The following is a 22,262-nucleotide window of genomic DNA, read 5'->3' as shown; positions in this document are numbered from 1 at the left end:
TTGTAGAAAAAGTCCTTTATGCCTTTTTTATTACTTAGGCTTGGAATGGGAGTTATTCTATATGCACATGGATATACTCGATCGTGATCGTGAACATTAAACAAATAAGCCGCAATTATGCGGCTTACTTTTGATGACAATGCATCTCGGTGATGCATATTTATTTTACAGTTATTTTTTTAACCTCTGACATATTCCCATTATAATCTTCCAATGTAATACCTATAATGGATCCCTCTTTAGGTACTGGAAGTCCATTAAAATCATGATATCCCCTTATAAAGTAATCAGTTGCCACGCCGTTATACTTTTTTATAGGTTGTACTACCTCGCCGTTGATTGTAATGTACATATGCCACCAATCTTTTGAAGAAGGTACATCAATCCCTAATTTATTTCCATCGATATAGTAGCCACCGTCGAATGGTTCGGAATATATATCTTTCATTTTGCCTGTGTAACTGACGGTGTCGATGGCTTTACCATTCGAATCCAAGGTAGATATTTTTAAAAGGTATCGATCATCGTCTTTCATAGGTACTTCAAATTTAGTAGAAGCCAATTTTTTATCTACCGTCTTGATGTACGTATCTTTTCTTCCATCGGTAAAGCTTAGGTCCAATCGGATCTTATTGCCTTTGTTTTCTTTACCCCAGCTAATATCAAATCCTTCTGTATCTTCATTAACCCTCACATTTGAGATGAAGTTCTTATGGTTCAGAGATATAATAGCTGGTTTACTCTCGGAATGATCGGACCCAACAGCAGTCAGTTTAAGGGCCACGACATGTTTATCTAAGTTCTTTATATAAAAGTTGTCGCCATATAAACCGCCCAAAAATTCCTCCTTGCCATTATTAAGCTGTGCGTAGAGATGGTATTGTTTTACCTTGTTATAATCTTCACGATCCCATCCGACATTGAGTTCATTGGTATGAAACCTATTATTAATTTCAAATCCTGTAGGTGTACTTGGTGTGTAATCCTGCCCATCTGTGATTTTAAGCTCACCTATATTGACCTGGTAATCTTGAACAGTGTTACCCTTTGGATCAAAGGAAAGTCCCAGAGCAGCAATTTCACGATTGGCGTAAGCACTTAAATCCAATTCCGTTGTAACATATCCTTTCGTTCTCTTCTCGCTATGTGGTACAGAGATATATTCAACTTGATCAGGAGAATCCTTAAAGATAACTCCTAACTGGATCTCAGAACGATCATTAGCTGACGTTTTGTTATACGTAATTGAAGCTGTTGTTGTACTCTTAACATCTAGATCTGTCTTATATAGGCGCAGGAAATTCTTCGCATCTAAAGTTCCATTCACGACTAGGGAGCTTCCGCCCTTATATCCGCCAATCGGCTGGTAGGTGAATTTATCGCCATTCTCAACAGAGTTTCCATAATCAAAATCCGCTTGCAGCTTGGTTCCTTCTGTATCGATCCACCATTGCCACGTTGGAAGGATATCTTGTAAATTGATGTTTGACCATTCTTCATCATCCGAAACTTTGCTATTCATATAATATTTCATGCCGTGCCCAGTATTAAAGTTTGTAACAAAGGTACTTCCATCAACGATTGAACGCTCTGTGATGTACCTGGATATCCCTGTCCATTCTGATGCGTCTTTCACACCAACATCCGGTCTTGCATACCCCTTCTGTTCATCTGTATCTGTTGGATCAATCTTAACGCCGGTATACCACATACGCTCCCGCTCAGCGATCATCCACTGATGATCGTCATCTGCTCGAAGATTCTTGCTTGGATCTCCAAGGTCTTCGTCTAGCGCATGTTGTACAAAGTTTCCTCCCAATGTTGCAAGTGCTGTCAGAGGATTCCCTGTATCTTGATCTAGAATAACATCCAGATTACGAGTCGAGTTATGAGCTCCCCCGAAGCCTCCCATTCCTGCTTCAACACCGGAGAAGACTGTTTTGACAGGATCAATTCCTCTTCGTTTAGCTTCTTCTACGGATTTTTTAATATAAACTTGATTCGTACTATCTCCGTTATTCCAGCCGTCCGGTGAGTTCCAGTTATAGTTCATAAAGATGGAGTTATTAACAGTTCCTCCCATTTCATCATCTCGAACGAAAGAGCTGTGGGAAGGAATAAGCGAAGGCTGGTAGCTCAGTTTACCCTTTTCATCGTCCACCGTGTCATACCACTGTGTATACACACCCGCATCTATTAATGTTTTGGTGAATGCCTTATATTTCTTAATATGCTCAGGTTTAATCGAGCTTTCCTGATTAATGAAATACCCATCAAAGCCGAAGTATTCCTTCATTTCAATGAGCTTCTCAGCTACCGGAAACGTCCCGTCTTCTCGTTGTTTGAGAATAAGATCATAAGGTTGTCCTGAGCGCGGTATAAAAATAGTTCCTACGGATTTCACACCATTTTTATGGGCCGCATTCGTATAGGCCGGATTAGGTAAATCTACGATACCGAATTCAAATGCTCTTCTTTCCCAGGATTCTGCAGGATCATATAAGGTCGGTGGCACATCCTCTGTTGCTGTCCCATGCCACCCGCCATAGTAATCGGTATACTGCCAGAAGTTAAATAAATAGTTTGAGAACTCGTTATTATAAGGAGTTGCGCCAAAGAAATAATTATCATAATCCCCTGTCAAGTTAAAAAACTCGGTCTCTGGACTAAGTTTTGGATTCGCTTGCGTTGCAGCAAACGCTTCGTTTCTTGCTTGTAAAGGCACAAAGGCTCTTAAGCGCTCCGCATTCGGATCTGTTTCTGGAGACCAATGCTCAATGTCCATAGCTCTATATCCGTGAGTCACCGGTTGATTCTTCCCGAAGACAGCATCCCCTGTAGGGGGCATGGCGTCTCCAGCAAATGCGTGTAGTGAAGGTGTTGAGAGTGTCATCATTAATGCTGTTGCAATTGCTAGTTTGGCTTTTTTCACTGATCTTTCCTCCTAGTTTGGTAGTGTTGCCAGCAGCATTCTGAAGGCAAATGGGGGAGGTGCTACAGTCTGACAGTTCCATCATTTGACGAGTGAAAATGGTTTCATAATTTTAGTATGATTCAAACCACTCCTCTTTGTCATAGTCTGCAGAAAGACTAAGGACCTCCGCTTTATTTGTCAATTTTGGAATCGCTTGTGTTGGTGAGAAAGGTTCTATTCGTTTTCAAGTGGTACTCTTGAACGGAAATATTCCGCATAAGGATCTGTTTCTGGACTCCAATTTTTAATTTCTTTGCATTATAACCGTACATATAAGGCTGGTGGGGTCCTCTTGGTGTTTCAAAGAATGATCATTCTCTGTCTGGTTTTGCGCTGATAAAGGGAGTTATGTAAACGTTAACAAAGAAATGGTTGAAAAAATAACTAATTTTTTCATCGTTTTTTCAAATAAACCTTTCGCATCTTGAAACCTCCATTATTAGAAATTAATTTAGAATCCGCCCCTTCCTTCAATTAACAGTAAATTACCATTCTATAGTAATAAAATTATGTACCCAGGAAAACTAAAATAATATTAGAATTACTGTATTTAATTAAGAAATGTATAAATAAGGGTAAGTAGTTTTTTGATATCTTTTAGAAATTATTTTTGTCCATGGAAAAAAAGAGAGATATTGAGACTTGATATTTACACTCTTTCATTCATATTGTTAGCGTTTTTTTCATACATGTTTTCGTTTACATCATGATTGTTAAAGAGACTCCCAAGGTACAAAATTAAATTAACCAAATTATTCCCAGGGAGGAATCATGATGAAAAGAATAATGGAATTCATTCAACATACAATGCAATCTTTTAACCATTCAATGGATCAATATGGTGAAGCACGTATCATTTTTTATGAAAGTATGACTGCTTTAAGCGAAATAATCTCATCTAACAAAGCCTATACAAAAAAACGCGGAGCGATCCTTTAGACCATCTCCGCGTTTCAATTATTCATTTATTTTTATCTATGCTCTCATTTTAAAATTATCCTCTATTTGTTCTAAAGATAACCCTCTTGTCTCAGGCAAGTTTTTCGCTACAAACACGATCCCAATGAATCCAAACACAGCAAATAAGAAAAATGTTCCTGAAAGTCCGAGTGTGCTTAAAAGAGTAGGGAAGAATAGACCTACTATAAAATTACAAAGCCATAAGAATAATGTAGCAATTCCCATACCAACACCACGTAAGCGAGCAGGGGAAATTTCAGCAATAATCAGCCAGCCTAAAGGGCCAATCGCCCCTTGGAAGAAGGCTAAATATAGGACTGTCAGTGATAATACTACAAATGGCAAGGCAGGTGAACCAGCAAGTGCGAAAGTAGAAATACCGATCGTAATAAGAACAACTGTTACACCAGTTAAACCTGTAAGCAGCATTGTTCGTCTATTCACTTTGTGCATGATGGACATACCAACTATAACAGCAATAACTGCGATTAATCCATTTGCGACGTTTGCAATCAAAGCCGTTTTTGTTCCAAAACCGGAATTTTCAAGAATTTGTGTTCCATAATACATAATAGAGTTTATACCGACTAACTGCGAGACTGACCCAATTACAACCCCTATTAATACCATCTTTCGAATCCAAGGGATCCTTAAATCTTTAAGTGTTGCTTTTTCCATTTTTTGCTCTGCTTGTATACGCGCTTTTATTTCATTTAATTCTTGTTGTGCTGTACTCTCATTACGAATCATTTGAAGCACCTTTAGTGCTTCGGCCATTCTTCCTTTTGATGCTAACCAGCGAGGACTTTCTGGTAAAATAACCACTCCAATCCATAAAGCTACAGCAGGTAATGTTGCAATGACTAACATATATCGCCAAACATGTCCTGTATCACCAAAGGCATTTCCGATGACTGCATTAAATATATAAGCTAGAAACTGCCCAGTTACAATCATCAATTCATTTCGAGTAACCATCATGCCCCGCCGGTCCGAAGGAGACATTTCTGCAAGATACGATGGTATGATCACGGAAGAACCACCGACAGCAAGACCAAGCAAAAATCGGAATATAATCATGATGGATGCATTCGGTGCAAGAACGCAGCCTATTGTTGAAAATAAAAATAAGATTGCTAGATACATGATTAAGCTTCTGCGCCCTTTTTTATCAGATAACCGACCTCCGGTTATTGAACCAAAAGCCGCACCTAGGATTAATGAACTCGCTACTAACCCTTCTGTAAAAGCAGTAAGATTTAATTGGTCTGGTTTAGCCATAAATGGAAGTGCCCCATTAATGACTCCTGTATCATATCCAAATAATAGCCCCCCGAATGTTGATACAGTCGTAATTAATTTTAAGAACTTTTTTGGGTTCTTTTTCTCATCAAGTTCCAGTTGAACTGGAACATCAGATGCTTTGAGATTTTGCATATTAAATTTCCCCTTTGTTTAATTGTTTTATAACAATTTCTTCTGCTAGATTCCTTGATTAAGTCAGATTGGAATAATAGACTCCCATAAGATCCTTGCTTATTCGGGATTAATTTAAACGCTTTCATTTTGCTCTCCGGTTAGATAAAAAATATATTTTATCTAACCGGGGAGCAAACTACAGTAATTGCCCCCCGGCCTTTATCGTATCCTTTTTTATACTAGCTGTGGTTTTTTGCTCTCATATTCTACCCAAACCGATCCGTTGTCTGCGGAGCGAACGCAGTTTTCAATCCAGCGAATACCTTCAATACCAGCATTAATATCAGGGTATACTAGATTTTTCAATGTTTCCTCATCACCGCGATTTTTTGCATCAATGGCAATGGCAAATTTCAGATAAATATTTGCCCAAGATTCGGTTAAACCTTCTTGATGCAATGCTCCCAAACGCTCATCAGCATTACATGTTTCATCCAAGTATGGCATTGCACGAATTAACGTTTGAATCGGTTCTCCCTGTACCTCGTATCTTAGTTCATTTGGTTTGCTATCCCACCATTCCAGGCTTGCCTTCGATCCGACAATGCGAATTCGGTGGCCGTCCATACATCCTGCATTGATAGAAGAGGTCCATAGTCTACCTACTGCTCCGTTTTCATATTGCATCAGAACGAAAGCATTATCCTCTAGAGGGTAACGGCTTCCAACAAAGCTCTGTCGATCACATAATAATTTTTTTATTTTCATATGCGGCATAATTAACTCAGACATATAATAAGTGTGTGTGGAGAGATCTCCCAAAACAAAGCTTGGGCCGGCCACCTTAGGATCCACACGCCATTTTTGGGCAGCATTTGTTTTATCACCTTGTTCGGTTGAACTAAAACCATGTGTGTACTGTAACTCAACCACACGAATATCACCAATCTTGCCCTGTTCAATCATTGCTCGCATCTGAAGCAGCAACTGATTCCCAGAAAAACCATACGTCACTCCGACAATTTTTCCTTGTTTCTCTGCCAGAGCTTTAATCTCCTCACCCTCTGCTACGGTAAAGAACAAAGGTTTTTCACAAATAACATGTAATCCAGCTTCCAGTGCTGCTTTTGTAATTTCATAGTGAGTTCCGTTAGGAGTGGCAATGGATACAACCTCAATACCATCCGCACGTTTAGCTTCTTCCATAAACAATGTTTTATAATCAGGGTAACAGCGGTTTTCATCTACCCCAATATTGACACCAAAGTCTTTTCCTCTTTCTGCATCAATATCAAATGCACCCGCGACTAATTGATAAGCTGTATTATCCCTTAATGCACCAATGCGGTGTTTATAACCAACCTGGCCAGTTCGTCCGCCTCCAATCATAGCCCAGCGTAGTGGTCTTACAATCTTTTTCTCTCCATTTAACATCGTAAAAACTCCTCTCAATTGAATAATTTTTAATATTTTTTCTGAAATTTCTGTTAAATTAAAAGCTAAGGGTTTGTTTTAAAGCATCAATCGATGTTCTTATACCTGCCTCAACGGACATTGTTAAATCTTCCATTTCTAGTGACACTTCACCGTTATATCCCATCATGCGAACAACAGAGAAGAATTCTTTCCACCATTGCAAATCTTGACCGCAGCCGACAGCCACGTAATTCCATGCTCTATTGGCTGTATCCGTAACCTCTTTTGTTTCCAATACACCATTAACAGCTGATAAATGTCTTTCAATTCTTACATCTTTACCATGCACATGGTGAATCGCTGCTCCCAATTCTCTGGCTGACAAAATTGGATCTGCCCCCATCCAGATTAAATGGCTTGGGTCTAAATTCAAACCAACCATTGGTCCAACTGCATTCCGTAATCTAAATAATGTTTCCGGATTATAAACCAACATCGAACTGAAATTTTCAAGGGCAATTTTTTCAACACCGCATGCTTCCGCCTTTTTCACTAACTCTTTCCAATACGGAATGGCTACTTCATTCCATTGATAATCCAAAATATCTTTTAATACAGGGGGCCAGCTGACTGTATAAGTAATCCAGTTAGGGATTTTATCTTCTGGGCTTCCTGCGGGCAGGCCACTCATCATAATGACCTTCTTAACACCAAGTAAACCAGCTAATTCCATTGTTTTTTCTGTTACTTTTCTGTGCTCTTTACCAAGTTCACCTGGATCTAAAGGATTCCCGGAACAATTCAATGCGCAAAGCTTAATATTCCGCTTTTCTAATTCCCCTAGAAATTCACTTCTTTTTGCTTCACTTTCCAGCAATTCATTTAAACGCAAATGTGGAGCCGGTGACCAACCTCCTGTTGTCATCTCAATGGTATCAATCCCCATTTCGGCCACCGTATCCAGCATTTTTTCAAATGGCAAGTGACCTAAGCTATCTGTTACATATGATAATTTCATAGAATTCTTTCCTCCTCGTTTTCACCGCTGTGTATTTCTGAATCCTTTATTGCATAAAAGTGTTTGGTTTTTACATTTAAGGACATCTTGCAAATCAACCTGTTTTTGGGGAATTCGCTTTCATTTTCCCATGTCTGTACTTTCCAATGTATCACCTTCTATAATCCTGTCATGACCTTGTTTACATAGCTAATTATATAAAAGGAATTCAGAATAGTAATTAAATTATAGAGACATGTTTTTATACTTTAAGGACATCTTTTTTCCAAATGATTATATTTTCATAGTAAAAAACACCCCCAACATAGGCGGTGGGGGTGTCAGTTATGCGAAAATGTAGTTGTATTTTGGTCTATAAACAGAGAGCGAAACCTTCCTGGTGATATTTGCATCATAGAAGTAAACACACGGGTAAAATATTGAACATTCATAAAACCCGTTTCCTCAGCAATTTCTTTTAACGATAAATTCGATTTTTTAAGTAAAATCATAGCTTTTTTTATTCGTTCGTCTTGCACGTACTTTGAAAAACTTACTCCTAATTCAGATACAAAAACTCTAGACAAATGTCTTCCGGAAATGTGTAAATGTTTAGCTACTTCCGTAAGTTTCAAGGAATTTGATAGATTGTCATGAATATATAACTGCGCCTGCGTAAGGAGGACGGAATGCTGTTCAGGATTATGTTTATGATTACTCTTATTCAAAGCAGGGACAAAATCTTGCAAGATGGAGAGAATAAGAGAATAAGCAATATTGGAAAGCATTTCTTCAAAAAACTCATTCTGCCGCTTTGTGGCCTGAATAAGCAGCGATTTCCATAATAAGGCAGTTTCTATTACATCTTCTTCATATAAAATTACTCCGGAGCATTGTTTGGCCGTTTCCATGATTCTAATCCAGCTTTCACTGGACTCCGATTCAAGTAAATCAAAGGCAAGGTATAAGAGAGACAGCCCCTTCTCGCTTTTTATTTGATGGAGTATTTCAGGTCTCGATAAAAAAAGTGTATTCTCTTGGAGAGTAAAGGTATTTTGATCATCTTGATAAGTTCCTTCTCCGTCCACTACATAACACACTTCGAAAAATGAATGTTTATGTAATTGATTATCATAATGCCGTGGCATGACTCCCCAATAATGAATTTGAAAAGAAGCGCCATTTTGGTTTAAACGATGGACATAATCATTCAAAGAAGTTTTTCCAAATAGGTATTTATTTAAATCCACTTTAAGCACTCCTTTTCCAAACAACTGCCCTTTTTAATCTTTCATTCAAGCAAAATATTTAATAATTTGATTTCTGTCATTATAAGAGAAAACGGTTGCAATAACAAGATTAACAGGATTTCTAGAAAAACACACGCCCACTCTCATTACTTTTATTTATTGCTTTATACTTTTTCATTTTCTTATAATAAGAGTACATATACATTAAGCGATATTACAAAATACTTAAACAAATTGCTTTTATTAATTAAAGGAGATCCCTATGAAGATTATTGAAAAAGGTGTGTTGCAACAATCTGAGATTTTTTTTCATATTCCTAGTGAATTTGCTAAAAAGGCACTTTACTGTTTACATGATTCTGGCCTTTTCTACTGTGATGATAGATATATCGTGGAAAGAAATCATTACAACAACTATCTCATCATGTTAATTAGGAAGGGATCCATGACCATTAGATATAGAGATCAGGAATATCAAGCTAGAAAAAACACTCTCGTATTTCTCAATTGCCATGAACCTCATACCTACTTGGCAAATGAAAATGTATTCTTTGAATGGTTTCATTTTTCAGGCATGGCAAGTCAACCTTATTTTGATTTTCTCTATGAGAAAAGTGGATGTATTTTTTCAATCGACAATAATTTTGTCATTCCAGAATGCATGGATCAAATTCTACATATGGCCGAAAAGGGTAATATCAATGAGCATTTTATTTCGATGAACATTCATAAAATTATGTATGAGTTGAATGAGATTTCAAATGAATCAACCGATATTCAAGAAAAAATTATCCTCCAAGCGATTGCCTATATTGAAAACCACTTTAATACGGAAATTAATCTTAAAGAGCTAGCTCAATACGTCAATTTAACTCCATTTCACTTTTCTCGTGTATTTAAAAAATATACTGGATACTCGCCATATGAATACGTCCTTAACTTTCGCATAAACCATGCGAAACAATTGCTTCAAAACACGAATCTATCAATTAAGAAGATTTCTATTACAGCAGGATTCAATAGTGATACCCACTTTATTACAACATTTAAAAAGCATACAAACCTAACACCAAAGCAGTTTAGAGAATTACAATTCTAGGATCGAGATTAGACGTCCAATAAAAAATCACTTCAAATATTGAAGTGATTTTTTATCGTGAGCCGATCTTTCTTTCCTATAAGGCTTTAAAATTATCTTCTATTTGTTCTAATGACAACCCTTTTGTTTCAGGCAGGTACTTTGCTATAAAAAGGACACCCAAGGCACCAAATACGGCGAATATGAAAAATGTTGATGAAAGTCCAATTCCATTTAAAAGCACAGGAAAGAACATACCTACTAAGAAATTGCAAATCCATAAAAACAAAACGGCGATTCCCATCCCCATACCCCGTAAACGGGCTGGAAAAATTTCTGATAATGTCAGCCATGTCATCGGACCGATAGCTCCTTGAAAGAAAGCTAAATATAATACGGTCATTGACAATACTACGTATGGCAGCATGGGCGAACCAGCAAGGGTTAGAGTTGCTATCCCAATTGATATAAGCGCAACGGTTGCACCGATTAAACCGGTAAGAAACATGGTCCGTCTATTCACCTTATGCATGATGGACATTCCAACAATAACTGCAATCACAGAAATCAAGCCATTGGCTACGTTCCCGATCAATGCTGCTTTTGTCCCAAAACCTGAATTTTGTAAAATTTGTGTACCGTAATACATGATCGAGTTTATGCCTACTAATTGCGATATAGCTCCAATCCCCATACCAAGAAGGACAATACGTCGAACCCAAGGGATCCCCAAATCTTTGAATGTTACTTTTTTTGTTTTTTTCTGTTCTAAGATATGGGCCTTAATTTCATTTAATTCTATTTCAGCGACATTCTCACGGCGAATCTGTTTAAGTATTCTTAGTGCGTCCCCCACTCTTCCTTTCGAAGCTAACCAACGAGGACTTTCAGGTAAAATAATGACCCCTATCCATAGCGCCACTGCTGGTAATGTAGCAACCACTAACATGTAGCGCCATACATGTCCTGTATCTCCAAAAGCATTGCCAATGACTGCATTAAATACGTACGCAAGAAACTGTCCGGTAACAATCATTAATTCATTTTGAGTTACTAACCTGCCACGGCGCTCTGAAGGTGACATTTCGGCAAGATATGAAGGAACAACTACTGAAGCACCGCCTACCGCTAGTCCTAATATAAAACGGAAAATAACCATAACAGTTGTATTGGGGGCGATGACACAGCCTAAAGCAGAAAACAAAAATAAAATGGCAAGATACATGATGGCCTTGCGACGCCCCTTATGATCCGATAAACGCCCGCCAAATAATGAACCAAAAGCAGCACCTAATACTAAAGAACTGGCGACTAGCCCCTCCGTGAAAGGAGTTAAGTTTAATTGATCGGGTTTAGCCATAAATGGAAGGGCACCATTAATCACTCCTGTATCATAGCCAAATAATAGTCCCCCAAATGTTGATACAATGGTAACTAACTTCAAAAACTTTTCTGGGTCCTTTTTCTTTGCATGTTCCAGTTGAACTGATTCTTCAGTCACTCGGATACTTTCCATGTTAAATTTCCCCTTTGCATTAGTTTACATGTTAGTCCAGTTACTTTATGTATTTTAGCAATATAGAAGTCTATCTGATTCTCCAATCACCTTAAAATAGATTGTAATCGCTTACTATTACTACTAAAAAATAACCCATTTTAGAGTAGTATAGTAGTGTTGTCCTATTCTGAAAAGGTATTATCTTATCATTTTAGAAGCACGAGAGCCTGTTAACCAGGCTCTCCAGCATCAGCTCATACCCCAATTGTTGTTAGGTATTTTCTGGTTCTTTTTGCGATTGGGAATGGTTTCTCAAAAGGTGCAGGATACATATCCTGCTCAACGATTGCCCAACCAGTAAAGTCAATTTCCTCTAATACTTGCACGAATGCTTTCATATCAACAACACCAAGTTCTGGCTCACACATGATATCCTCACTCACTGCCTTTGCGAAGGACCAGCCCTCTACTTGCATTTTTTCTCTAACGCTTAGATCACAGCTTTTTATGTGAAGATAAGGAATACGAGCGTGATACTTCCGCATAAAAGCAACTGGATCCCCATCCGCGTACGCATGATGGCCTGTGTCCAAGCAGAGATTTATATCCGTGTCATTCAAGAGTCTTTCAATTTGCTCTTCCGTTTCAACATGGCTTTGGGCATGAGGATGAAAAACCACTTCCAAACCGTAATTTACTTTCGCATGGTCACGGATTTTTAAAATGTTGGTAATAAACTTGTCCCAGTCTGCACCGTTTAAATCTCGCGGTCTTACCAATTCACCGGTAAAAAGATCGGTATAACAATCATCAATCAATACCACATATTTTGCACTCTCAAATTTCAGTTGAAGCTGGGCCATTTCATCCAGCGAGGTAATCAGTTCCTCCGTTTTGCGATCGGATGTAAGATCTCCCACTAGGGTTGTTGCGGTCAATTCAAGATTTCTTTTCTCAAGTTCTTCTTTTAATCGATCGTATTCATTCGGAAGGTATCCCCATGGTCCCAGTTCAATCCCTGCATATCCGGCTTCAGCCATTTCATTCATACATCTTTCCCATGGTGTCTGTTTTTCATTTTCAGGAAACCATACTCCCCAAGAATCTGGTGCTGTTCCAATTTTGATGTTCATGTTTCTCTCCTCCTCTTAAATAACTTCTGCAACTTGCTTTTCTACTTCTACCCATTTTCTTTCTGCAGCAGATTCTAAAATAGCGCTTACTGTTCTATCAATCTTATAACCAAATTCAAAATCACACGCGTATGGCCTGCCTTCTGTAATAGCAGAAAGCAGTTCATGTGCCTCTAAAACCTTCATATCATTGTATCCAATCGCAATCCCGGATGCAGGATAGAAGGCATTGTATCCTTTATGATCAGGACCAAGGAATACATTTCTGAAACCTCGATCGGCACTACTGTCAGACGTGAAGTACACATTCACTTCGTTCATTCTTTCTAGTGAATAGTAGACCGAACCCTCGGTTCCTTGAATTTCAAATGAAAGATAGTTTTTGCGCCCAGTTGCCACACGACTTGCCCCAATTGTGCCAATTGCTCCGTTTTCATATTCTGCAAGAATATTAATCAAGTCATCATTTTCTACATCTGCAAGTTCCGATGAACCGGCTTGTACTGGTCTTTTCGGAATAACGATTTTCGATATGGCATTTACACTTTTGATATCCCCAAGGATAAACTGAGAAACACTGAGCAGGTGTGAGCCAAGATCACCAAGGGCACCGCTGCCAGAATGTTTGTTGATGTGACGCCATGTAATTGGCAAGGTTGGATCCAATAGTCCATCCTGGTCGTAAGTTCCTGAGAATCTCATAATTTTGCCTAGTTTACCAGAAGAAACAAGTTCCTTAATATAAGCGTTTGCAGGATTCATCACATTGTTGTAACCCACATAATTAACGACTCCCTTTTGCTTAGCAAGTTCGGATAATTCTTTCGATTGCTCTGCTGTCAGAGTTAATGGTTTTTCACAGTAAACGTGTTTTCCGTTTTCCAAAGCTGCTTTTGCCACCTCATAATGGAAGGCATTTGGGGTAGCAATATCAACCACATCCACATTTTGATCCGTAACAACCTCTTTCCAGCTTTCAACCCATCTTGAATATCCAAGTTTCTCGCACGCTGCCTTAGCTGCCTCAATACTTACATCTGCTACCACTTCAAAAACCGGTTTCCCGGAGTCCGGTCCAAATAACATTAAAGCATTTAAAAATGAATTCGTGTGAGCCTTCCCCATCCACCCTGCACCAACAAGTCCTATTCTGATCTCCTTCATATGTTTCTCTCCCTCTCGAATGACTATTATTTATTGCTTTCTACATTTCTAATTTTAGTACAATAAATACACAATTACATTAAGCGATATTGCTCACTTGCTTAAATATCTTGCTCTTTGTAAGGGTGTTCAAAGCTATGAAATGTTTTAAATGAGATATCCACATAAAAAGCAAAAAATGAGGCTTGAACATAACTAGCTTTTAATAATAAAAAAGGTGAATTTGAGCGCACTCAAATTCACCTTTTTCTATTATTTTTGCGTGTAAATCTTCTATTACCTTAGTTGGTGGCAGTGAATTTTCATAAAATTACTGCCATTAACGCGAGTCCTATTTTGTTTTCTACCCTCGATTTTCCTCGTACAGAAAATCGAGTAAAACACAAATTAGCCTTCAAGAATCCAAAAACTAGCTCCACATCGATTTTACGTTTTCGATAGAATCATTCTTTACGATGAAAATTTTGTGTGATAACTTTATTTTATCAGAAGTGGTCCTTAATTTTATTAAAAAAATAATCAAAGCCTGTGAAATTTTACTCCTCGTAAAATTCACAGGCTTTTTAGATTCTAGAGGGGGTTTTGTCCCAGCCTCATTGATTTCATTCTCAAAATGATCAATTGTGCTATTGCAAATTTGGCAAATGATAGTTCCCATTAGAAAACTCTTGGAAGCTACTTTTTGACAAGGTTGTCACTTTAGGATTTATTTTGCACTACAACTTTAAAACCCAGCTACCTTCACATGAGAAGATTAGCTGGGTTTCTTAATTATTTACATCCAATTATTATAGAACTATTCGGATCCGTCTAGTAAGCCACTGCTCTTTGTTCAGCAATGGCGCCCGTTTCTTGAACAAGGAAAGTGATACTCTTGTTTTTCAAGCATCGCACCTGTAAATTTAATTAACAGCAAATAAAATTTTAATAGTTAGAAATTTCTACTAGATCACAATCTGGATCCCTAGTATAAATAGAAGCTATTGATCCTAATGCTTAAAGCTACACTTTGCAACTTTCATCGCTTCTTTAATATATTCCGCTGATTGATGAAGCCATTCAAGTTCTTGGGAGTCGAGAGCAATTTCTAATTGTTTTTCTATGCCATTTCTCCCGATGACACATGGCATACTTAATGCAACATCTCCATCGTATCCATATTGTCCGTGTAAGGTTGTAGACACCGGATAAACACTACGTTCATCCAGCATAATCGCTTTTGCTAGAGTAACAGCAGCTTGGGCAACCCCTGCATTTGTCCACCCCTTCCCATTTAACACATCAAAGGCTGCCTTAACAACTTGTTTTTTAATACCTTCCCGGTTTAATGATTCTTTTCCTTGAAAAACTTGGTCTAATTCTTTTTCACTAAACCCCTGCACACTTAAACGGCTTAATACCGGGAAAGCGGTATGGCCGTGTTCGCCCATCATATAAGCTGTTACACTTTTTGGATCGATGTCATAATTAGCAGCAATTATTTTGCGAAGACGTGCAGAATCAAGCATCGTTCCGGTTCCGAATATTCGTCCTTTTGGATAGCCAAATTCATTTTCTGCTATGTAGACCATGGTATCTAATGGATTTGTTATGAGAATAATGATTGCGTCTTTTGTGTATTTCGTAATTCCCGTCATGACTTCACGAATTACCTCTGAATTGACAACAGCTAATTGTGCCCTGTCCGGCATCGCATCTTCATCACTTTTTACCATGCTGGGACCGGCAGCACAGATGATTACATCTGCATTTGCGCATTCGGAATAATCTCCGGCGTATACCGTTGTATTTGACATATATGTCAGAGCGGTTGCATGTTCTTGGTCAAGAGCTTCGCCATAAGCAACCTCCTTATCAATATCAATGACAGCTATTTCGGCAAATAGTCCCAATTTCAAGGCATCCGCCAGAACATAAGAGCCCACATGTCCTACTCCCACAACTACTAACTTATTTCTTTTCATCGTTTCCCCCCCCAATCATAATATATAAATTTTAACACAATTTAGAAAATACTATTAATTTTTAATTAATTGGTGCAGTTACACCAAAAGAACTTTTTCAGGTCCTATAGCAGTAATGGAATATCTTGTGCGTTACACACATCGTATTGCCATTTCAAATAATAGAATAGTTTCTGCCTTTTTGGGCGCAAAACTTCCGATTGTCTCCTGAAAGAACCGTCTCTGTAGTTTTTTACTATTCCGCAAAAATTCTAAAAATTAAGTTGAAAACGTTTACTTTGTAATATAATTGTTATTTAATATAAATATATTTTAAATTTTCAAAAAACTAGGAGGTAGAGCAATGAGGAAGATTGTAAAAAAGTCATTTCTATTGATTTCTGTACTATTACTTGTGGCTTTAGCAGCTTGTGGTAAAAGTACAGAAACTTCAGGAAAGGATTCAGCGAAAGACGGGGGACAGGCTAAAAAGGGTATGAAAGCAAAAATAGGAGTTATCACGTATTTAAGCGGTCCAGGTGCAGCTTATGGTGAAGCAATTACGAGTGGTTTTAAGTTAGCACAAAAAGAAATTAACGCAAAGGGCGATGTAAACATTGAACTTGTGATTGAAGACTCCGCGGGTAAGCAGGAACAAGCTTTAGCAGCAGCTCAAAAACTAATGAGTGATGATGACATTGTTGCCCTTTTAGGACCTACTTTAAGTACGGAAATGAACGTTGTTGGGCCTGAGGCGGATTTAAACGGAATTCCAATTATGGGTACATCAACAACTGCTGTGGGAATTCCACAGATTGGCGACTATGTTTTCCGAAATTCAATACCTGAATCACTTGCCATTCCGGCATCGATTAAAAAAGCAGTCGATAAATACGGCGCGAAAAAGGTTGCCATTCTTTATGGTAATGACGATGTATTTACAAAATCAGGCTTTGATACGATGAAAAAAGAAGCAGAAAAGATGGGGCTTGATGTTTTAACGATTGAAACCTTCCAAAAAGGACAGTCCGACTATAATGCTCAATTAACAAAAATCAAGGGCCTTAATCCAGACTTGATTTTATGCTCGGCTCTGTATAATGAAGGTGCGGTTATCATGGATCAGGCAAGAAAAATGGGGATTAATGTACCTTTTGTAGGAGGAAATGGCTTTAACTCTCCGCAGGTTATTGATATTGCAGGAAAAGCTTCTGAGGGATTAATTGTTGCCACTCCATGGTTTGCGGAAAAGGATGATCCGAAAGTAAAGGACTTTGTTCAAAAATTTGAAAAAGAGTACGGCAAGAAACCTGACCAATTTGCTGCTCAAGCCTATGATGCTCTGTATATTTATGCGGAAGCGTTGAAGAATGCAGGTGAAGCTGACAGAGATGCATTTCGCGATGCACTTGCTGAAATCAAAGATTTAGACGGTGTACTTGGTAAATTCTCCTTTGATAAAGAGGGAGACGTTGTCATGGACCCAACCGTACTCATCATCAAAGACGGCAAGTTCCAACTGTTTGAATAAAAAAGTAGTAAAGGGTGAGATGTCTTGTTTTTAGAGCAGCTAATTAACGGAATTACACTAGGAAGCATCTACGCCATCGTTGCTCTTGGGTTCACACTGGTTTTTGGGGTTCTGGGCATCATTAATATGGCACATGGTGAAATATTTATGTTTGGGGCTTTTATAGGAGTTATCGTTACGAGTACGCTTGGGCTGCCGCTTTGGGTGGCCTTTGCCGCTGCGATCCTTGTAACGGTCATTTTGGGCTATTTGCTTGAGCGCTTTGCACTAAGACCACTCCGTGGGAAGCAAGGCGTCTCACACCTTGCTCCATTAATCAGTACGATCGGCGTGTCGATTTTACTTGAAAATCTTTCGCATCACTTATTCGGAGCAGGAAATCATCCTTTCAGTAATGCGTTTGCTGAGATTCGTTTCCAGATTGGCTCCATCACCATTTATGCAGTTCAAATCTTAATTTTTGTCATTTCGATTGTTTTAATGATGGCTCTTTCGTATTGGCTTTCCAAAACGAAGGCTGGAAAAGCGCTCCGGGCAACAGCAGAAAATTTGGAAACGGCTAGTATCCTGGGGGTCAATACAAAACGAATCATTACGCTAACGGTGATTATTGCATCAGCAATGGGAGGTATTGCTGGGATTTTAGTCGGTATGGCCTTCAACTCCGTTAACCCGCAAATGGGATTATCAATGGGGCTTAAGGGGCTTGCCATTATCATTTTAGGCGGAATGGGAAATGTGAAAGGTGCCATGGCAGGAGGATTGATTCTTGGATTGTCCGAGACGCTGGTTGTGGCGTACGGAGATTCAGGATATCGTGACGCAATTGCCTTTATCACCATCATCATCATTCTTTTATTAAGACCTCAAGGGCTTTTTGGGCAAAAGACGGCTGGAGCGGGGAGGCCATGATATGCTTGGAGAACTAATCAATCCCTACTACCTACAAGTCGGTTCCTTTATTTTGATCAATATTATTCTTGGCTTAAGCATATACGTTACTCTTTCTTCCGGACAGCTCTCTTTAGGAAATGCTGGGTTTATGGGAATCGGAGCCTATACATCTGCTATATTGACTATCCATTATGATGTTCCCATCATTCTTGGTATCATTGCAGGTGCTGTCGTTGCCGGGATCGTCGGCATTTTGATTGGAATACCGTCTCTTAGGTTAACAGGTGTTTACTTGGCGATTGCCACTTTGGGATTTGGAGAGGTCATCCGAGTATTCTTTGTAAACTGGGAATCTGTTACGAATGGAGCCATCGGAATTTCCGGTATTCCGCAAATCGGCAGAGAGTTATTCCGGATTTTTCGAGAGGCTGGATTTGACCCGAGTACCCTCGGCTTAAGAAATAATCAATTTGTTTATTTACTTGTCCTCACCATTTTGTTAGTTATTAACCTTTTCCTTATTTGGTTTTTGATCAGACAAAATAAATCCCGTGTGGGACGGGCCTTCGCATCGATCAAAATGGATGAAAAAGCTGCCGAAGCCATGGGAATCAATATTACCTATTATAAAGTTTTATCCTTTGCACAAGGTGCTGTTCTGTCAGGCTTTGCCGGAGCGTTATTTGCTCATGTCATGGGATTCATCAGTCCAGCTGACTTCTCCTATCACCGCGCTGTGGAAATCCTGATTTTTGCCATATTTGGCGGCAGTGACGTCATTTGGGGAGCCGTATTTGGAGCGACTTTTATGACAATCATGCCTGAGGCGCTAAGATTTATTAGCGAGTACCGGTATATCATTTATGGTCTTATCCTGATTTTCATGATGGCATTCCGTCCGCAAGGATTGATTGATGTATCCACTATGCAATGGTTTAAAAAGTCAAAAAAGGGGGCCGCTCATGGTACTGGAAATCAAAAACATATCTAAAAACTTTGGCGGCATCTCCGCTTTAACCGATGTTACTTTTTCCATTCAGGAAGGAGAAATCTATGGGCTCATTGGTCCAAACGGCGCTGGGAAAACAACGATGTTTAATGTGATTACCAACATGTTTCCCCCTTCTTCTGGAGAGATTAGCTTTATTGGTGAAAGTATAACAGGGCTCAAACCCTACAAAATTACCGATAAGGGGATTTGCCGCACCTTTCAAAATATCCGCCTTTTCTCGCAAATGACCGCTTTAGAAAATGTATTGGTTGGCGGGCATTCCCGCAGTAAGTCAGGAGTATTGAGCGGCGTCTTTCAGACAAAGTCTCAGCGGCTGGAAGAAGAAAGGCTGCATCAAACTGCAAAGGAACTTCTGGAGCTGGTAGGTTTATCCCCTTATAAAGATGTGGATGCTGAAAACCTAGCCTATGGTCAGCAAAGAAGACTTGAGATTGCTAGAGCGTTAGCAAGTCATCCGAAGCTATTATTGTTGGATGAGCCAGCTGCAGGAATGAATGAAACCGAAACAGAGGAGTTATTTGATTTAATTAAAAAAGTCCAACAAAGAGGGATTACTGTTCTTTTAATTGAACATGACATGCCTCTTGTCATGAAGCTGTGCGACCGAATTACCGTTTTAAACTTTGGGAAGAAACTAGCTGAGGGCACACCTGAGGAAATTCAAAACAATCAAGCTGTTATTGAAGCCTACCTCGGAAAAGAGGAGGAAGACGATATTGCTTAAAGTATCAGGAATTGAGACCTTTTATGGAAAAATTCAGGCACTAAAAGGAGTCAGTCTTGAAGTGGAACAAGGCAAGATTGTAACCATTCTTGGTGCCAATGGAGCAGGAAAAACAACGACCATGAAAACCATCGCCGGTTTATTAAAGCCAAAGAATGGATCCGTGGAGTTTTTAGGAGAAGATGTGACAGGTTTTAGGCCAGACCAGCTTCTTAGAAAGGGGATTGCGCTTGTACCGGAGGGACGAGCGATCCTATCGAGTATGACGGTGATGGAAAACCTGGAAATGGGAGCTTACCATCGAAACGATAAAGAGATTGGAAAAGATATTGAAGATGTCATGAAACACTTTCCGATATTAAAAGAAAGACAGAACCAGTTGGGAGGTACCCTTTCAGGCGGGCAGCAGCAGATGCTGGCGATCGCAAGGGCACTACTTTCACGGCCAAAACTATTACTTTTAGATGAGCCATCTATGGGACTTGCTCCTTTAATTGTAGCGGATATATTTAAGATTATAAGAGAAATAAAAGATGCTGGCACAACCGTGCTCCTCGTTGAACAAAACGCCAAGCAAGCTCTGAGAGTCGCTGACTATGGTTACGTATTGGAAACAGGAAAAGTAATTATCAGCGGAAAAGCAGAAACTTTACTAGAAGATCCTCGAATTGTGGAAGCCTATCTTGGAAAAAGATCGGGTTAGGGACCTGGGGACGGTTCTTACAGGGGACAATCGGAAGTTTTGCGCACAAAAAGGCACAACTAGTGGATTTTTAGCTAGTTGTGCCTTTAATCTTTCTTATGGCGTTCCCTTTGAAGAGTCTGTCCTTTTTTGAAAAGGGGAAGCTCTTTTTCCAAAGATTAACTAGGCACGAGCCTTACTTTTTTCAATAGATTTTTCTATTGCCATTTCAGCATGATCTTTCCCCCATATGATGATGAGGAGCGTAGCAAATAATCCAAGTATCCCAACAAAATAAAATCCTGCTTTAATTCCCATAAGCGAATTAAAGATACCTGCAAAAAACGGCCCTGCAAAGATGCCGACAGCATAAATCGCCTGGTAGGCACCCATCGCCGTCGCCCTTTTTTCGGGTGCTATTTTTTCAATGGCCAATCCCAACAGCAGCGGGAAAATTAAGCCCAGTGAAAATCCGCTAAAAATCTGTACGGTCAATAATAATCCTTTACTTTGAACGAACGGAATCAGTATCGTAAAAACAGATGCAAGGAAAAAGGCCGTCTTTAGGGCATTCCATTCACCAAAAAGTGGAACCAATACTCTCCCCATAAAAAGAGTCGCGATGGCATGAGGGATCATAAACGCAAACACGATCCAAGTTAGCTCACTTTCTGTAAAGCCAATATGGAGAGCATAGTTGGATGTAAAGCCAAACATTGTTGAAAAAATAATACTATGTGCCAAAATCGATAAGAGAGCCACCTTCAACAATGAAGGTTCTTTGATAACAGCTGCTAATTCCTTCACCTTTAGCGGCTCTCTCTCGATTCCTTCTTTTGATTCATAGATAAACAGGGATAGAATTACACCGAGAATGCTGAAAGATACAGCCAACCAAAATGGAGCTTTCCAACCCCATTCACTTACAATTGACCCACTGAAACTCATGCCTAAAAACTGGGCAAGTACGATAATGAATGAAATACTCCCCATCGCCCGATGTACTTCATGATCTGCAAAATAACTTGGATATAAGACGGTAAATGCAACCCACGTAGCTGCTGAAATCCCTGCAAGTGCGCGGGCTGCGAGAATCCAGCCTAAACTATCTGTTAGCAAAAAAATTCCACAACTTAACACGCTTACCAACATGCCAAAAATGATAAATGGCTTCCTGACTTTCTTTACATCAGAAAAGATCCCAATCGGCATTCGGCATAAAAGCTGCATGATTCCGTAGCTGCTCAATACGATTCCAATGAAAGTATACTTTCCGCCCAATGATTCCAGATAAGGTGAAAAAATAGGAACATAGAGAAATTGCGGAAACCACAATAGAAAGGAAACAACAATAAAAAGATATTTGTTTCTTTTTGATCGTAATGTACTCAGGCATACCACCTCCAAGTTAATAAAGTTTAAGAAAAAGACTGAAGACTATGAAAAGGATTCCACTGGATGGCAAGTAGACCCTATTGAAGACCGAAAGCTACCAAAATGATTCATCTGGGTAGCCAATAGACTCTTTTGACTCTTGGTAGACAATAGTCCCTATTAACGACCGAAGGCTACCAAAATGACTCAACT

At 39.1% G+C, this 22,262-nt stretch carries 18 protein-coding genes and 2 pseudogenes; 8 read left to right on the top strand and 12 right to left on the bottom strand.

The features are described 5' to 3' along the window. Window positions 1-160: 160 nt before the first annotated feature. Window positions 161-2,932, bottom strand: coding sequence for an endo-beta-N-acetylglucosaminidase (locus AC4QJR_RS04020; RefSeq protein ID WP_496525380.1), 2,772 nt, complete (start codon window positions 2,930-2,932; stop codon window positions 161-163). An 813-nt stretch (window positions 2,933-3,745) separates the two neighbouring features. Here AC4QJR_RS04020 and AC4QJR_RS04015 point away from each other — a divergent pair. Further along, window positions 3,746-3,913: a hypothetical protein gene (locus AC4QJR_RS04015; RefSeq protein ID WP_496525379.1), complete on the top strand. Its 168-nt coding sequence runs from the start codon at window positions 3,746-3,748 to the stop codon at window positions 3,911-3,913. Between the two features lie 36 nt (window positions 3,914-3,949). On the opposite strand, the gene AC4QJR_RS04010 is transcribed toward AC4QJR_RS04015, so the two are convergent. The 4 genes from AC4QJR_RS04010 to AC4QJR_RS03995 all read right to left on the bottom strand — a co-directional run bounded on the left by AC4QJR_RS04010 (window position 3,950) and on the right by AC4QJR_RS03995 (window position 9,016). Next, complete coding sequence (locus AC4QJR_RS04010; RefSeq protein ID WP_496525378.1) at window positions 3,950-5,371, bottom strand: sugar porter family MFS transporter; 1,422 nt, start codon at window positions 5,369-5,371, stop codon at window positions 3,950-3,952. A 216-nt stretch (window positions 5,372-5,587) separates the two neighbouring features. Next, window positions 5,588-6,787, bottom strand: coding sequence for a Gfo/Idh/MocA family protein (locus tag AC4QJR_RS04005; RefSeq protein WP_496525377.1), 1,200 nt, complete (start codon window positions 6,785-6,787; stop codon window positions 5,588-5,590). Window positions 6,788-6,845: 58 nt separating this feature from the next. After that, window positions 6,846-7,787 carry a sugar phosphate isomerase/epimerase family protein gene (locus AC4QJR_RS04000; RefSeq protein WP_496525376.1) on the bottom strand — a complete coding sequence of 314 codons (942 nt, stop codon included), beginning with the start codon at window positions 7,785-7,787 and terminating at the stop codon, window positions 6,846-6,848. A 320-nt stretch (window positions 7,788-8,107) separates the two neighbouring features. Continuing rightward, window positions 8,108-9,016: an AraC family transcriptional regulator gene (locus AC4QJR_RS03995; RefSeq protein ID WP_496525375.1), complete on the bottom strand. Its 909-nt coding sequence runs from the start codon at window positions 9,014-9,016 to the stop codon at window positions 8,108-8,110. Window positions 9,017-9,278: 262 nt separating this feature from the next. Between AC4QJR_RS03995 and AC4QJR_RS03990 the strand changes: the two genes are divergently transcribed. After that, window positions 9,279-10,115, top strand: coding sequence for a helix-turn-helix domain-containing protein (locus AC4QJR_RS03990; protein ID WP_496525374.1), 837 nt, complete (start codon window positions 9,279-9,281; stop codon window positions 10,113-10,115). Between the two features lie 76 nt (window positions 10,116-10,191). Here AC4QJR_RS03990 and AC4QJR_RS03985 read toward each other — a convergent pair whose 3' ends face one another. From AC4QJR_RS03985 to AC4QJR_RS03960, 6 genes and pseudogenes are all read right to left on the bottom strand, one after another. Beyond that, window positions 10,192-11,610 carry a sugar porter family MFS transporter gene (locus AC4QJR_RS03985; protein ID WP_496525373.1) on the bottom strand — a complete coding sequence of 473 codons (1,419 nt, stop codon included), beginning with the start codon at window positions 11,608-11,610 and terminating at the stop codon, window positions 10,192-10,194. A gap of 236 nt (window positions 11,611-11,846) precedes the next feature. After that, window positions 11,847-12,725: a sugar phosphate isomerase/epimerase family protein gene (locus tag AC4QJR_RS03980; protein WP_496525372.1), complete on the bottom strand. Its 879-nt coding sequence runs from the start codon at window positions 12,723-12,725 to the stop codon at window positions 11,847-11,849. A 15-nt stretch (window positions 12,726-12,740) separates the two neighbouring features. Continuing rightward, window positions 12,741-13,889, bottom strand: coding sequence for a Gfo/Idh/MocA family protein (locus tag AC4QJR_RS03975; RefSeq protein ID WP_496525371.1), 1,149 nt, complete (start codon window positions 13,887-13,889; stop codon window positions 12,741-12,743). Window positions 13,890-14,191: 302 nt separating this feature from the next. Beyond that, a pseudogene (locus AC4QJR_RS03970) lies at window positions 14,192-14,329 on the bottom strand (transposase); the annotation flags it as partial. Further along, window positions 14,299-14,547, bottom strand: a complete 249-nt coding sequence (locus tag AC4QJR_RS03965) for a GapA-binding peptide SR1P (RefSeq protein ID WP_496525370.1) — start codon at window positions 14,545-14,547, stop codon at window positions 14,299-14,301. The gene AC4QJR_RS03965 and the pseudogene AC4QJR_RS03970, both read right to left, overlap by 31 nt. Window positions 14,548-14,878: 331 nt before the next feature. Beyond that, window positions 14,879-15,853: a lactate/malate family dehydrogenase gene (locus tag AC4QJR_RS03960; protein ID WP_496525369.1), complete on the bottom strand. Its 975-nt coding sequence runs from the start codon at window positions 15,851-15,853 to the stop codon at window positions 14,879-14,881. Between the two features lie 70 nt (window positions 15,854-15,923). Between AC4QJR_RS03960 and AC4QJR_RS03955 the strand changes: the two are divergent. The 6 genes and pseudogenes from AC4QJR_RS03955 to AC4QJR_RS03930 form a co-directional block, all read left to right on the top strand. Continuing rightward, a pseudogene (locus AC4QJR_RS03955) lies at window positions 15,924-16,028 on the top strand (transposase); the annotation flags it as partial. 168 nt (window positions 16,029-16,196) lie between these two features. Then, complete coding sequence (locus AC4QJR_RS03950; protein WP_496525368.1) at window positions 16,197-17,363, top strand: ABC transporter substrate-binding protein; 1,167 nt, start codon at window positions 16,197-16,199, stop codon at window positions 17,361-17,363. 24 nt (window positions 17,364-17,387) lie between these two features. After that, window positions 17,388-18,275 carry a branched-chain amino acid ABC transporter permease gene (locus tag AC4QJR_RS03945; protein WP_496525367.1) on the top strand — a complete coding sequence of 296 codons (888 nt, stop codon included), beginning with the start codon at window positions 17,388-17,390 and terminating at the stop codon, window positions 18,273-18,275. 1 nt (window position 18,276) lies between these two features. Next, a complete protein-coding gene (locus AC4QJR_RS03940; protein ID WP_496525366.1) occupies window positions 18,277-19,248 on the top strand; it encodes a branched-chain amino acid ABC transporter permease in 972 nt (323 codons plus the stop codon). Next, window positions 19,220-19,993 (top strand): ABC transporter ATP-binding protein, encoded by a 774-nt coding sequence (locus AC4QJR_RS03935; RefSeq protein ID WP_496525365.1) that lies wholly within the window; start codon window positions 19,220-19,222, stop codon window positions 19,991-19,993. The genes AC4QJR_RS03940 and AC4QJR_RS03935 overlap by 29 nt, the downstream gene beginning before the upstream one ends. Then, the gene (locus AC4QJR_RS03930; protein ID WP_251460881.1) at window positions 19,986-20,696 is read left to right on the top strand and encodes an ABC transporter ATP-binding protein; all 711 of its coding nucleotides are present in this window, start codon (window positions 19,986-19,988) and stop codon (window positions 20,694-20,696) included. Before AC4QJR_RS03935 ends, AC4QJR_RS03930 begins: the two co-directional genes overlap by 8 nt. Window positions 20,697-20,858: 162 nt before the next feature. Here the strand turns inward: AC4QJR_RS03930 and AC4QJR_RS03925 are convergent, their stop codons facing one another. Beyond that, entirely contained in the window at window positions 20,859-22,067 is a 1,209-nt protein-coding gene (locus tag AC4QJR_RS03925; RefSeq protein WP_496526614.1) for an MFS transporter, read from the bottom strand. Window positions 22,068-22,262: the final 195 nt, after the last annotated feature.

It is taken from the genome of Neobacillus sp. BP17 (genome assembly GCF_059579525.1).
Note: the sequence above shows the minus strand (reverse complement) of the source record. Positions and strands in the feature narration are given on the sequence as shown.

What these genes read in the sequence shown, in the direction of transcription:
- AC4QJR_RS04015 (WP_496525379.1), top strand. Translation starts at nt 3,746, where the DNA reads ATGATGAAAAGAATAATGGAATTCATTCAACATACAATGCAATCTTTT.
- AC4QJR_RS04010 (WP_496525378.1), bottom strand. Translation starts at nt 5,371, where the DNA reads ATGCAAAATCTCAAAGCATCTGATGTTCCAGTTCAACTGGAACTTGAT.
- AC4QJR_RS04005 (WP_496525377.1), bottom strand. Translation starts at nt 6,787, where the DNA reads ATGTTAAATGGAGAGAAAAAGATTGTAAGACCACTACGCTGGGCTATG.
- AC4QJR_RS04000 (WP_496525376.1), bottom strand. Translation starts at nt 7,787, where the DNA reads ATGAAATTATCATATGTAACAGATAGCTTAGGTCACTTGCCATTTGAA.
- AC4QJR_RS03990 (WP_496525374.1), top strand. Translation starts at nt 9,279, where the DNA reads ATGAAGATTATTGAAAAAGGTGTGTTGCAACAATCTGAGATTTTTTTT.
- AC4QJR_RS03985 (WP_496525373.1), bottom strand. Translation starts at nt 11,610, where the DNA reads ATGGAAAGTATCCGAGTGACTGAAGAATCAGTTCAACTGGAACATGCA.
- AC4QJR_RS03980 (WP_496525372.1), bottom strand. Translation starts at nt 12,725, where the DNA reads ATGAACATCAAAATTGGAACAGCACCAGATTCTTGGGGAGTATGGTTT.
- AC4QJR_RS03975 (WP_496525371.1), bottom strand. Translation starts at nt 13,889, where the DNA reads ATGAAGGAGATCAGAATAGGACTTGTTGGTGCAGGGTGGATGGGGAAG.
- AC4QJR_RS03965 (WP_496525370.1), bottom strand. Translation starts at nt 14,547, where the DNA reads ATGGGAACTATCATTTGCCAAATTTGCAATAGCACAATTGATCATTTT.
- AC4QJR_RS03960 (WP_496525369.1), bottom strand. Translation starts at nt 15,853, where the DNA reads ATGAAAAGAAATAAGTTAGTAGTTGTGGGAGTAGGACATGTGGGCTCT.
- AC4QJR_RS03950 (WP_496525368.1), top strand. Translation starts at nt 16,197, where the DNA reads ATGAGGAAGATTGTAAAAAAGTCATTTCTATTGATTTCTGTACTATTA.
- AC4QJR_RS03940 (WP_496525366.1), top strand. Translation starts at nt 18,277, where the DNA reads ATGCTTGGAGAACTAATCAATCCCTACTACCTACAAGTCGGTTCCTTT.
- AC4QJR_RS03935 (WP_496525365.1), top strand. Translation starts at nt 19,220, where the DNA reads ATGGTACTGGAAATCAAAAACATATCTAAAAACTTTGGCGGCATCTCC.